At 61.0% G+C, this 12282-nt stretch carries 14 protein-coding genes; 8 read left to right on the forward strand and 6 right to left on the reverse strand.

The window, feature by feature from the left end:
• Positions 1–30: 30 nt before the first annotated feature.
• The 6 genes from Q4Q11_RS08025 to Q4Q11_RS08050 all read left to right on the forward strand — a co-directional run bounded on the left by Q4Q11_RS08025 (position 31) and on the right by Q4Q11_RS08050 (position 5972).
• Positions 31–252, forward strand: a complete 222-nt coding sequence (locus tag Q4Q11_RS08025; protein WP_498569155.1) for a hypothetical protein — start codon at positions 31–33, stop codon at positions 250–252.
• Between the two features lie 68 nt (positions 253–320).
• Positions 321–728 (forward strand): 30S ribosome-binding factor RbfA, encoded by a 408-nt coding sequence (gene rbfA / locus Q4Q11_RS08030; RefSeq protein ID WP_498569156.1) that lies wholly within the window; start codon positions 321–323, stop codon positions 726–728.
• A gap of 12 nt (positions 729–740) precedes the next feature.
• Positions 741–1673, forward strand: coding sequence for a tRNA pseudouridine(55) synthase TruB (gene truB, locus Q4Q11_RS08035; RefSeq protein ID WP_498569157.1), 933 nt, complete (start codon positions 741–743; stop codon positions 1671–1673).
• 334 nt (positions 1674–2007) lie between these two features.
• Positions 2008–2277: a 30S ribosomal protein S15 gene (gene rpsO, locus Q4Q11_RS08040; protein WP_112513272.1), complete on the forward strand. Its 270-nt coding sequence runs from the start codon at positions 2008–2010 to the stop codon at positions 2275–2277.
• Between the two features lie 323 nt (positions 2278–2600).
• Entirely contained in the window at positions 2601–4739 is a 2139-nt protein-coding gene (gene pnp, locus Q4Q11_RS08045) for a polyribonucleotide nucleotidyltransferase (RefSeq protein ID WP_112513271.1), read from the forward strand.
• A gap of 216 nt (positions 4740–4955) precedes the next feature.
• Positions 4956–5972: a class I SAM-dependent methyltransferase gene (locus Q4Q11_RS08050; RefSeq protein ID WP_112512615.1), complete on the forward strand. Its 1017-nt coding sequence runs from the start codon at positions 4956–4958 to the stop codon at positions 5970–5972.
• 180 nt (positions 5973–6152) lie between these two features.
• Here the strand turns inward: Q4Q11_RS08050 and Q4Q11_RS08055 are convergent, their stop codons facing one another.
• From Q4Q11_RS08055 to fabA, 4 genes are all read right to left on the reverse strand, one after another.
• Positions 6153–6506, reverse strand: coding sequence for an HIT family protein (locus Q4Q11_RS08055; protein WP_112512616.1), 354 nt, complete (start codon positions 6504–6506; stop codon positions 6153–6155).
• Between the two features lie 95 nt (positions 6507–6601).
• Positions 6602–7408, reverse strand: a complete 807-nt coding sequence (gene fabI, locus Q4Q11_RS08060; RefSeq protein ID WP_498569158.1) for an enoyl-ACP reductase FabI — start codon at positions 7406–7408, stop codon at positions 6602–6604.
• A 4-nt stretch (positions 7409–7412) separates the two neighbouring features.
• Complete coding sequence (gene fabB / locus Q4Q11_RS08065) at positions 7413–8636, reverse strand: beta-ketoacyl-ACP synthase I (RefSeq protein WP_112512618.1); 1224 nt, start codon at positions 8634–8636, stop codon at positions 7413–7415.
• A 53-nt stretch (positions 8637–8689) separates the two neighbouring features.
• Positions 8690–9205, reverse strand: a complete 516-nt coding sequence (gene fabA / locus Q4Q11_RS08070; RefSeq protein WP_112512619.1) for a 3-hydroxyacyl-[acyl-carrier-protein] dehydratase FabA — start codon at positions 9203–9205, stop codon at positions 8690–8692.
• 297 nt (positions 9206–9502) lie between these two features.
• Here fabA and irrA point away from each other — a divergent pair, with 297 nt between their 5' ends.
• On the forward strand, positions 9503–9916 hold the full coding sequence (gene irrA, locus Q4Q11_RS08075) for an iron response transcriptional regulator IrrA (RefSeq protein ID WP_112512620.1): 414 nt from the start codon (positions 9503–9505) through the stop codon (positions 9914–9916).
• 98 nt (positions 9917–10014) lie between these two features.
• Here irrA and Q4Q11_RS08080 read toward each other — a convergent pair whose 3' ends face one another.
• A complete protein-coding gene (locus tag Q4Q11_RS08080; protein ID WP_112512621.1) occupies positions 10015–10650 on the reverse strand; it encodes a trimeric intracellular cation channel family protein in 636 nt (211 codons plus the stop codon).
• Positions 10651–10789: 139 nt separating this feature from the next.
• Between Q4Q11_RS08080 and Q4Q11_RS08085 the strand changes: the two genes are divergently transcribed.
• Positions 10790–11269, forward strand: coding sequence for a hypothetical protein (locus Q4Q11_RS08085; RefSeq protein ID WP_112512622.1), 480 nt, complete (start codon positions 10790–10792; stop codon positions 11267–11269).
• Between the two features lie 60 nt (positions 11270–11329).
• On the opposite strand, the gene Q4Q11_RS08090 is transcribed toward Q4Q11_RS08085, so the two are convergent.
• Positions 11330–12121 (reverse strand): YdcF family protein, encoded by a 792-nt coding sequence (locus Q4Q11_RS08090; protein ID WP_498569159.1) that lies wholly within the window; start codon positions 12119–12121, stop codon positions 11330–11332.
• Between the last annotated feature and the right edge of the window lie 161 nt (positions 12122–12282).

Raw genomic sequence — 12282 nt, forward strand, 5'->3', positions numbered from 1 at the left:
TCGCCTCCTTCATTCGGCAACCGGACGCACATGCATGCCGAAGGCGCCTCCTGGGCATCGATCAATACGATGCTATGGGTCGGCTGGAGTGAGATCCTCGATATTCGCCGCTCTGACGGACGGATCGAGTTCGATCTCGAATCCTTCGTTACCTATATTCCGGCGTCTGCCTTTTCCGACCGTGGAGCACAGGATGCCGCATTCGCGAGGATTCTCGGCTTCTGGGGGACCGCAACCCCTCTCCAGCCTTGACCTTTGCGCCGGATCGAGTCATTTGACCCGCTTTATCGCGTCCACGGGACGCTGCTAACGGAACAACCATGACCAGACCAACTTCTTCCGCGCCTTCGCAGCGCATGCTTCGCGTCGGCGAGCAGGTGCGCTCAGCGATTACGCAGGTCCTGCAACGCGGCGAAGTGCGCGACGACCTGATCGAGCGCACCGTGATCTCCATTTCCGAAGTGCGCATGTCGCCCGATCTGAAGATCGCTACCGCCTTCGTGACCCCGCTCGGCGTCGCCGACCACGGCGCCGTCATCGAGGCGCTGAACCGCCACGCGAAATATATCCGCGGCCGCCTCGGCCCGCAGCTTCGCCAGATGAAGTACATGCCGGAGGTTCGTTTCCGAGACGATACGAGCTTCGACAACTACCAGAAGATCGAGGCGCTTCTGCGCTCGCCCGAGGTCAGCCGCGATCTCGAAGACGACAACGACCAAGATCAATAACAGAGACAGAGAATGTCCAAGCCACGCAAGCCCAAGGGCCGCCCGATTTCGGGCTGGCTCATCCTCGACAAGCCGATTGATTTCGGCTCGACCGAAGCCGTTTCCAAGATCAAGTGGCTGTTCAAGGCCCAGAAGGCCGGCCATGCCGGCACGCTCGATCCGCTCGCATCCGGCATGCTGCCGATCGCGCTCGGCGACGCCACCAAGACGGTTCCCTACGTCATGGACGGCCGCAAGATCTACGAATTCACCGTGACCTGGGGCGAGGAACGCGCCTCCGACGACCTCGAAGGCGAAGTGACCGCCACGTCCGACAAGCGTCCCGGCGAAGAGGACATCCGCGCGCTGCTGCCGAAATATACCGGCGTCATCAACCAGATCCCGCCGCAGTTTTCCGCCATCAAGATATCAGGCGAACGCGCCTACGATCTGGCTCGCGAGGGCGAAACGGTCGAGATCCCGTCGCGCGAAGTCGAAATCTTCCGCCTGACGCTGCTCGCCTGCCCGGATGCCAATACGGCGCATTTCGAGGTGGAATGCGGCAAGGGAACCTATGTGCGCGCGCTTGCCCGCGACTTCGGCCGCGACCTTGGTTGCTACGGTCATATTTCCGGCCTGCGCCGCAGCTTCGTCGCCCCCTTCGCCGAGGAGACGATGGTGCCGCTTGCCGATCTCGTGGCGCTGGAAGAGATCGAAGATGCGGACGAGCGGCTCGCAGCGCTCGATGCTCTGCTCATCGACACGGCGGAAGCCCTGTCTTCGCTGCCGCATCTCGTCATCAGCGACGACCAGGCGCATCGCCTGAAGATGGGCAACCCGATCCTGGTGCGCGGCCGCGATGCGCCGGTTGCCAAAACCGAGGCCTATGCCACGGCACGCGGCAAGCTGATCGCGATCGGCGAGATCGGGCAGGGTGAGTTCCGGCCCAAGCGGGTTTTTGGATAAAAGCATCTTCTCTCCGGCGGAGAGAAGGTGGACGCGAGCAAACTCGCTGAGCGAGATTGAGAGAGGCCGGATGAGGGGGCTCGAAGCAAAGCTTCGAGTGGCTTGAGCGCAAGCGAAAGGCAAATTTCCCGATGCCGCGCCACCCCCTCATCCGACCCTTCGGGCCACCTTCTCCCCGAGGGGAGAAGGTAAAGACAGGATGCCCTTCCCTTTGCAGCCCAAATGGTCTATAGGCAGCGCCAGCATCAGGCGCGCCTGATTGCATTCGCGGCCAATGCTGGACGACATCCCGGCGTTTGGCGACCTTAATTCCTCTCATAGAAAGGATCACCCGATGTCGATCACTGCTGAGCGCAAGGCTGCGCTGATCAAGGAATACGCAACCGCCGAAGGCGACACCGGTTCTCCGGAAGTTCAGGTTGCGATCCTGACCGAGCGCATCAACAACCTCACCGAACACTTCAAGGGCCACAAGAAGGACAACCATTCCCGTCGTGGCCTCCTGACGATGGTTTCCAGCCGGCGCTCGCTTCTTGACTACCTCAAGAAGAAGGACGAAGGCCGTTATACCAAGCTGATCACCAGCCTCGGTATCCGCCGCTAACGGAACTTCCGGCGGGCGTTCACCTGAACGTCCGCCGGATGCTTATGAAGGGTACGAACCCTGGAAGACTGTTTCCCTCGCGCCTTCTCTTGCGCGATGCGAAACCGCCGGCAGGCCGGATGGGCCGGTCCTGCCAACAACAACCGTTGACCTGTCATGGGGCAGGATTGCCGGATGCTTTCAGCCGAAGCTTCTTGCTTCGGCCGATCTTCGAAAGCCTCTCGTTGTCTTGCCCGTGATGCGTCACATTTCGTGCGGTTGAAGATGCGCCCTGCCGAAACGTCGGCGACGGCGCATTTTCCCGCATAGTGCAAGGACAAGATATGTTCGATATCCATACCGTCGAAATCGAGTGGGCAGGCCGCCCGCTGAAACTCGAAACCGGCAAGATCGCCCGCCAGGCCGACGGCGCCGTCGTCGCCACCTATGGCGAGACCGTGGTGCTTGCGACCGTCGTTTCCGCCAAGGCGCCGAAGCCGGGCCAGGACTTCTTCCCGCTCACCGTCAACTACCAGGAAAAGACCTACGCAGCCGGCAAGATCCCCGGCGGCTACTTCAAGCGCGAAGGACGCCCGAGCGAAAACGAAACCCTCGTTTCGCGCCTGATCGACCGCCCGATCCGCCCGCTCTTCCCGGAAGGCTACAAGAACGACACGCAGGTCGTCGTGACAGTCATCCAGCATGACCTGGAAAACAATCCCGACATCCTGTCGATGGTCGCCACCTCGGCCGCCCTGACGCTCTCGGGCGTCCCGTTCATGGGTCCGATCGGCGGCGCCCGCGTCGGCTACATCAACGGCGAATACGTGCTGAACCCGCATCTCGACGAGATGGACGAATCGAGCCTCGACCTCGTCGTCGCCGGCACGCAGGAAGCCGTTCTCATGGTTGAATCCGAAGCCAAAGAACTGCCTGAAGACGTCATGCTCGGCGCCGTCATGTTCGGTCACCGCGGCTTCCAGCCTGTGATCGATGCGATCATCAAGCTCGCCGAAGTCGCCGCCAAGGAGCCGCGCGATTTCCAGCCGGAAGACTATTCCGAGCTCGAGAAGGAAATGCTCGGCCTTGCCGAAACCGAATTGCGCGACGCCTACAAGATCACGCAGAAGGCTGACCGCTATGCCGCCGTCGACGCTGTCAAGGCGAAGGTCAAGGCACACTTCCTGCCCGAGGAAGGCGAAGCCAAGTACACGGCCGAGGAAGTCGGCGCCATCTTCAAGCACCTGCAGGCGAAGATCGTCCGCTGGAACATCCTCGACACGTCCAGCCGCATCGACGGCCGCGACCTGCAGACGGTCCGTCCGATCCTCGCCGAAGTCGGCCTGCTGCCGCGCACGCACGGTTCCGCCCTCTTCACCCGCGGCGAGACGCAGGCAGTCGTCGTTGCCACGCTCGGCACCGGCGAAGACGAGCAGTATGTCGACAGCCTGACTGGCATGTACAAAGAAAACTTCATGCTGCACTACAACTTCCCGCCCTACTCGGTCGGCGAAACCGGCCGCATGGGTTCTCCGGGCCGTCGCGAAATCGGCCATGGCAAGCTCGCCTGGCGCGCTGTGCACCCGATGCTGCCGACAGCGGAACAGTTCCCCTACACGCTGCGCGTCGTCTCTGAGATCACCGAGTCGAACGGCTCGTCCTCGATGGCGACCGTTTGCGGCACCTCGCTGGCGCTGATGGATGCCGGCGTGCCGCTGGCAAAGCCGGTTGCCGGTATCGCCATGGGCCTGATCAAGGAAGAAGAACGCTTCGCCGTTCTCTCCGACATCCTCGGTGACGAAGACCACCTCGGCGACATGGACTTCAAGGTCGCCGGCACGGAAGCCGGTATCACCGCCCTGCAGATGGACATCAAGATCGAAGGCATCACCGAAGAGATCATGAATGTCGCCCTGAACCAGGCCAAGGGCGGCCGTCTGCACATTCTCGGCGAGATGGCCAAGGCCATCTCCGAGAGCCGCGGCCAGCTCGGCGAATTCGCTCCGCGCATCGAAGTGATGAACATCCCGGTCGACAAGATCCGCGAAGTCATCGGTTCGGGCGGCAAGGTCATCCGCGAAATCGTCGAAAAGACCGGCGCGAAGATCAACATCGAGGACGACGGCACCGTCAAGATCGCCTCCTCCTCCGGCAAGGAAATCGAAGCGGCCCGCAAGTGGATCCACTCGATCGTCGCCGAGCCGGAAGTCGGCCAGATCTACGAAGGCACCGTTGTCAAGACCGCCGACTTCGGCGCCTTCGTCAACTTCTTCGGCGCCCGTGACGGCCTCGTCCACATCTCGCAGCTCGCTTCCGAGCGCGTTGCCAAGACGCAGGACGTCGTCAAGGAAGGCGACAAGGTCTGGGTCAAGCTGCTCGGCTTCGACGAGCGCGGCAAGGTTCGCCTGTCCATGAAGGTTGTCGACCAGGCGACCGGCCAGGAAATCGCTGCCGACAAGAAGAAGGACGACGCGGCCGAATAAGCCCGCGCCTTCATCCAAGTCCGGGGCGCGGGATCTTTTCCGCGCCCTTTTTATATTGATGCCGTCGGCCTAGCCTGCTTTCGCTGAAGCTATGTGCCCGGCCCCTCACCCTAGCCCTCCCCCGTACGCGGGGAGGGCTAGGGTGAGGGGCAAGCACAAGCTAAAATGCCGCGCATACCCGACAGACGAAACCCATTCCCATGATGAGACCCGCCCATGAGCCGCGATGCCCTGAAGACCCTGTTCCATCCCTTTGCCTCCGGCACTGTCGACGCACCCGGCGAAGGTCAGCGCATCCTGTTTCTCGGCGCCGAGGCCGGCTTTGCACTGCCGGAGGGCTTTGCCGCCGAGCTTTCCGCCGTCCAGGGCTTCCGCCCCTTCTTTCGCCAGCTGCAGGCGCAGCGCATCAACGTGACGCCGGATATCGAAGGCGAAGACTATGATGGCGCGCTGGTGCTTTGCGGCAAGCACAAGGGCGAGAATGAAGATCATATCGCCGAAGCGCTGGCACGCGTTAAGGAAGGCGGCCTCATCGTCGTTGCCGGCGGCAAGGAAGACGGCATCCAGCCGCTGCGCAAGCGCATCGAGGCCTTCGGCCTCGAAATTGAGCATATGCCGAAGTATCACGGCGTCGCCTTCTGGTTTGCCCGTCCCGCCGATATCAAGATTTTGACGGCGCAGCTTGCAAAGCCGGCAACGCTGGTCGACGACAGCTTCACCACGGCGCCAGGCATGTTCTCCCATGACCGCGTGGATGCCGGTTCCGAACTGCTCGCTTCGCGCCTGCCGACCGATTTTGCCGGCGATGCCGCCGATTTCGGCGCCGGCTGGGGCTATCTCTCTGTCGAGCTCGCAACGAAGTCGCCGAGGATCGAACGTATCGACCTCTACGAGGCCCATTACGGCGCTCTGGAGGCCGCACGCGCCAATCTGCTGTCGCACTGCCCAAAGGTCGCCCAGCGCTTCTTCTGGCACGATCTGGCGAGCGAGCCGGTCAAGGACAAATACGACCTGATCATCATGAACCCGCCTTTCCACGAAGGCCATGCCGCCGAGCCCTCGCTCGGGCAGGCGATGATCAAGACGGCCGCTTCGGCGCTGCGCGGCGGCGGACGGCTGATGCTGGTCGCCAATCGTGGCCTGCCCTACGAGCCGGTGCTGGCGGAGAATTTCAGGGAATTCGGCGAGACCTGCCGCAATGCCCGTTACAAGGTGCTTTGGGCGAAGAAGTAAACGATGAATGGCGGTCAATCGGCCGCCATTTTTCGAGCTGGGCTCAGGAGATTCGATTCCTTGCCATTGCAGCCCATTCGCGGCTCAGCACGGCGTAGATGTATTCGCCCCCCGCCGCCGCCATTGAAGCAATCGCCTTCGATCAAAGCGCCTTGCGACGCAAGCTAAGCCGTTCGCTACTCAATCCGGCCGGGCGCCAGGCAACTCCACCTCACCCAGCCGGCGGGGAATCAGATGGACATGGGCGTGAAAGATTTTCTGACCCGCTGCATGGCCGATGTTCGATCCGAAATTAAATCCGCGGACTGACGGATCGCTGCCGGCGATTGCCTCCTGGCAATGCATGGCAAGCTGGTGAATGGCTTCGCGCTCTTCCGCATCCGTTGCGAAAATGTCCGTTACGTGACGCTTGGGAATGATCAATGTGTGTAACGGCCGGACCGGGAATTTGTCCCTGATCGCAAAGGCCATCGCGTTTTCGGCGAGGACGGTCAGTTCGGACATACGGCAAAAGACGCAATTTTCACCTACCACACGGACCTCCGCCCAAACTTAAGGCCGCTCGCAGCGGCCCTAAGATGCTACAGAATTTGCAATTGAGGTGACAGTTTCGGCGCCCGATGCCGAATTTACTCCACATCCGCGCTCGACAGCGTTTCCAGCGTCGGCATCGAGGTGATGTTGTAGCCGGCATCGACGAAATGGATTTCGCCGGTCACGCCTGCCGACAGATCCGACAGAAGATAGAGTGACGACGAACCGACCTGGTCGATGGTGACGGACTTGCGCAGCGGTGCGTTGCGCTGGTTCCACGAGAGAATGGCGCGAGCGTCGGAAATGCCGGCGCCGGCGAGCGTCCGGATCGGGCCGGCGGAGACGGCGTTGACGCGGATGCCGCGCGGGCCGTAATCGGCGGCGAGATAGCGGACGGACGCCTCGAGCGCGGCCTTGGCGACACCCATGACGTTGTAGTTCGGGATGACGCGCGTCGAGCCGTTATAGGTCAGCGTCAGCATGCTGCCGCCCTCGATCATCAGATCGGCCGCCCGCTTGGCGATCTCGGTGAAGGAGAAGCAGGAAATCACCATGGTGCGGGTGAAATTCTCCCGCGTGGTGTTGGCATAGAGCCCTTTGAGCTCGTTCTTGTCGGAAAAGCCGATGGCATGGACGATGAAGTCCAGCTTGCCCCAGCGCTCCTTGATGGTGTCGAAGACGGCATCGACCGAAGCCAGATCCTCGACATCGCACGGCAGAAGGAAATCCGAACCGACTTCGGCTGCGAGCGGCTTGACGCGCTTGCCGAGCGCCTCGCCCTGAAATGTGAAAGCCAGTTCCGCGCCTTCGGCGGCAAGCGCCTTTGAAATACCCCAGGCAATCGAATGATTGTTTGCGACACCCATGATGAGGCCGCGCTTACCCTGCATGATTCCCGTCATTGCCTTATCCGTTGTAGCGCTGGAATACGAGCGTGGCGTTGGTGCCGCCGAAGCCGAAGGAATTCGAAAGAGCGATATCGAACTTGGCGTTGTCGATACGCTTGCGAACGATCGGCACGCCTTCGAATTCCGGATCGAGTTCGGTGATATGAGCGCTTTCCCCGATGAAACGCTCCTGCATCATCAGGATCGAATAGATCGATTCCTGCACGCCCGCTGCGCCGAGCGAATGGCCCGTCAGCGACTTGGTCGACTGGACCGGCGGGATCTTGTCGCCGAAAACTTCGCGGATCGCGCCGATTTCCTTGCTGTCGCCGACCGGCGTCGAGGTGCCGTGAGTGTTGATGTAGTCGATCTCGCCCTTCACGGTGGCGAGCGCCTGGCGCATGCAGCGCACGGCACCCTCGCCCGAAGGTGCTACCATATCGTAACCGTCCGAGGTGGCGCCGTAGCCGACGATTTCGGCATAGATCTTGGCGCCGCGGGCCTTGGCATGCTCAAGCTCTTCCAGAACCAGCACGCCGGCGCCGCCGGCAATGACGAAACCATCTCGCTTGGCGTCATAGGCGCGCGAAGCGGTTTCGGGGTGGTTCTCGTTGAAGTCGGACGACATGGCGCCCATGGCGTCGAAGAGGTTCGACATGGTCCAGTCGAGATCTTCGTGGCCGCCGGCGAACATGACGTCCTGCTTGCCCCATTGGATCATTTCGGCGGCGTTGCCGATGCAGTGCGCCGAAGTCGAGCACGCAGACGAGATCGAGTAGTTGACGCCGTGGATCTTGAACCAGGTCGCAAGCGTGGCCGAGGCGGTCGACGACATCGACTTCGGTACTGCAAACGGGCCGATGCGCTTCGGGCTGTTGTTCTTGCGGGTGATATCGGCCGCCTCGATCAGCGTGCGGGTCGACGGGCCGCCGGAGCCCATGATAATGCCGGTGCGCTCGTTGGTGATATCGCTTTCCTCGAGGCCGCTATCGGCGATCGCCTGCTTCATGGCGACGTGGTTCCAGGCGCCGCCCTGCGACAAAAAGCGCATGGCGCGGCGATCCACCATATCGGTCGTGTCGATCTTCGGCGATCCCCAGACCTGGCACTTGAAGCCGTGCTCGGCAAAATCGGGGGAGAAGGAAATGCCGGATTTGGCGTCGCGCAGCGAGGCGGTCACCTCTTGAGCATTGTTTCCAATCGAAGAGACAATACCCAGACCCGTAACAACTACCCGTCTCATGTCGATGACCTTTTCTAAAACATCTGTCTTTGTGGAGGCGGCGACGCCGCAGTTCAGACGACCTTGTCCTTGGACAGGCCCACGCGCAGGTCCGTCGCCTGATAGATCGTCTCACCATCGGCCTTCAGCCAGCCATCGGCCGTGCCGAGGACGAGGCGGCCGCGCATGACGCGCTTGAAGTCGATGCCGTATTCGAGAAGCTTCGTATCCGGACGGACCATGCCCTTGAACTTCACTTCGCCTGTCGAAAGCGCCATGCCGCGGCCGGGCTCACCGAGCCAGCCGAGGAAGAAGCCGGTCAACTGCCACATGCCGTCGAGGCCGAGACAGCCCGGCATGATGGGATTGCCGGCGAAATGACAGGGGAAGTACCAGTCGTCGGGGCGCACGTCGTATTCAGCGCGGATGAAGCCCTTGTCGAAGGCGCCGCCGGTCTCGGAAATTTCAGTAATGCGGTGGACCATCAGCATCGGCGGCAGGGGAAGCTGTGCATTGCCCGGACCGAACAGCTCGCCGCGGCCGCAAGCCAGGATTTCCTCGTAATTGAAGCTGGACTGTCTCGTCGTCATAAAAATTCCGTTTCCCCCGCATGAATGCCGATGGATGTGAAGCTTTAGTGCAAGATGGACAGAAAATGAAGCGAAAGCATTGGACTCTCATTCTTCCGTTCGATCGAAGGCACTAGCCGTTATGTGGTGGTCGCATACAGGAACGCCAGAGCCGCTACCAGAGCCAAATGCGGCAAAAGCCCGTTTTTTGCGGCTTTTGAGCACCTTCCCACCCCACTGAAACTATTGAAAGCAATCAAGGCAAAAGTTATATGGCTTAGGAAAGAATTATAGAGATCAGGAATCCGGAGTCCCTGAATGGCAGAACATGCCGAAATCGCGATCGAAACCAGGCTGCGCAATGTCGGCCTGAGACCGACCCGACAGCGGATCGCGCTGGGAGACCTTCTCTTCGCCAAGGGCGACCGCCATCTGACAGTCGAGGAACTTCACGAGGAAGCCGTTGCCGCTGGCGTTCCGGTTTCGCTCGCGACCGTCTACAACACGCTGCATCAGTTCACCGAAGCCGGCCTGATCCGCGTGCTTGCCGTCGAAAGCACCAAGACCTATTTCGACACGAACGTCTCCGACCACCATCACTTTTTCGTGGAAGGCCACAACGAAGTGCTGGATATCCCGATCAGCAACCTGACGATCGCCAATCTGCCCGAACCACCGAAAGGCATGGAAATCGCCCATGTCGACGTGGTGATCCGCCTGCGCCGCAAGTAGCGGCAATAGGCAATAGGCAATAGGCAATAGGCAATAGGCAATAGAATTGTCTCCCAGCCATCCGCTATCGCCTACTGGCTAGTTCCTACTGCCTCCCATTACATCACATCGTCCGGATGCCGGCCCGGCTTATGATGATAGGTCGGGAAGGTCCAGCCGAACCAGAGCGCGCCGCCGCGCACCACAAAGGCCGCCGTCACGCCCAATCCCGCGGACGCATAGAGCGGCAGCATCGTCGCGTTGGCGGCAGTAAAGACGCCGGCGCCGACAAGCGAAGCGGTCACATAGATTTCCGGACGCAGCAGCACCGAAGGTTCGTTCGCCAGCAGATCGCGCAGGATGCCGCCGAAGGTCGCCGTCAGTGCGCCAGTGACGATGGCGACGGTGGGCGAGCCCGTTGCCGCCATGCCCTTTGCCGCTCCCATGACGCAATAGGCCGATAGTCCGACCGCATCGAGCCAAATGAGCAGCCGGTAGCGCGATTCGAAGAGATGCGCGGTGAAAAAGACTAGGACGCCGACCACGGCGCAGATGACGATATAGGTCGGGTTCAGCACCCAGAAGACAGGCACTCGGCCAAGGACGATATCGCGTAGCGTGCCGCCGCCGATGCCGGTCACGGCTGCCAAGAAAAGGAAGCCAATCAAGTCAAGCTGCTTGCGCGACGCGGCGAGCGCGCCGGTTGCGGCAAAGAGGGCGACGCCGGCATAATCAAGAAACGAGAGAAGCGACATCGAGAACTCCAACGGGCGCCGGCGATTTTTCCGAAATGAATCACGACGGCAAGGGCCGCGCAAGCCGGCGCATGCAAAGATGCCGGGACGGTTACGGCGGCCATCGCGATCTCGACGGCGCTTCGAAAAGGAATCCCCCGTGAAATCCCTGCTGATCGTGATTTTCAATCTCATCGCACTCGTGTTCATGCCTGCGGTGGCCGAGGCGCAGCAATCGATCCTGCAGGATCCGGTCGCCTTCGAGAAGGATCACTTCACCAAGAGCTGCGACGGCCAGGTAAGCTTCGGCGATCACTTCGCCACTCAGCAGGATATCAACAACGACAAGCTGATGGATATCGTCATCAACGAGGGCGAGATCACCTGCAAGGGCGAAAAGCAGGCTTATTGCACCGACGACGGCTGCCCCTACAACTTCTATGTCCAGGTGGCCGAGGGCGGATATCTGCTTGTCGCCACGGCAAAGACCTATGGCTACGATTTCATCCTGCGCTTCGGCAACATGGTGCTGGTCATGAAGATGCATCCGCGCTTCTGCGACCGCAAGGATGGCGAAGCCGCCTGCGAAATCACCGTCAGGGTGCGCGGCACCAAATTCGTCACCATATCGCAGAAATAGGCACTCTGGCCCGGACACGTCGCTACAGTCCGGGCACGTTATCACGGCTGGGGCACGTCATCACGGCCCGGGATAGAGCGCCGAGGTGCGGCCGACGGCATAGTAGCCCACCAGGCCGACCCATTCGCGCAGGCCGGTTGCCAGGAGCTGCGCATTGCGCGAGGGCTGCGTGAAATCGAAGCCGAGCGTTTCCTTGCCGGTGCTGCGATAATCGACCGGCCAGGGCACGACAGCGATGCCCTGCTTGCGGAAAATGCCGATCGAACGCGGCATATGGAAGCCAGACGTGATCAGCAGGCAATCCGAAAGCCCATTCTGCGCCAGCAGTTCCTTGGTATTGACGGCATTTTCGAAGGTGGTGCGTGAGGTCTTGTCCTCGACCATGCGGCTTGTCGGAATACCGAGCGCGGTGAAGAAGCGCTCGGAAATCACGGCATCGCCTTCATAAGTGCCGCCGATCGAGCCATCCCCGCCGGAGATCACGATGCGCGCCTGCGGATATTTTTGTGCGAGCCGCAGCGCCTCGATGAGGCGATCGCCGGCCGAATCGAGTTCGTAGCCGCCACGGGCCGTCGTCACCTCATTCTGCGTGGCGCCGCCAAGGACGATCATGCATTTGAAATCGGCCGGATCGGCAGCGGGATGCGGAAAGCGCTCTTCGAGTATCTGCACGGCGTAGGCGCCGGCCGTCGTATAGAGGGAGACGAACAGGATGAGCGCCGACAAGAGCGCGGAGGTGATGACGGTCGCCCGCCAGCGCAGCAGCGCGGCGATGAATGCCAGGAGGACGAAGAGAAACGCCAGCGACAGCGGCTGACCGAAGATCCAGACAAGTTTCGAAAAAACGAACACGGCATATCCTTAGGCTTGTCGGCAAAACGATTCGCTTTTCTCCCTAGCAGATTTTTGTGCGCTGCAATGTGGCTATTTCGATCGCTGCGGTGCCAGGGCCGAACTAACGAAGCGCTGATTGAAGCGGTGCTATGTCAAGGGGCTGTCTCTTATACACATCT

The organism is Rhizobium sp. UFLA01-1127, from assembly GCF_059803845.1.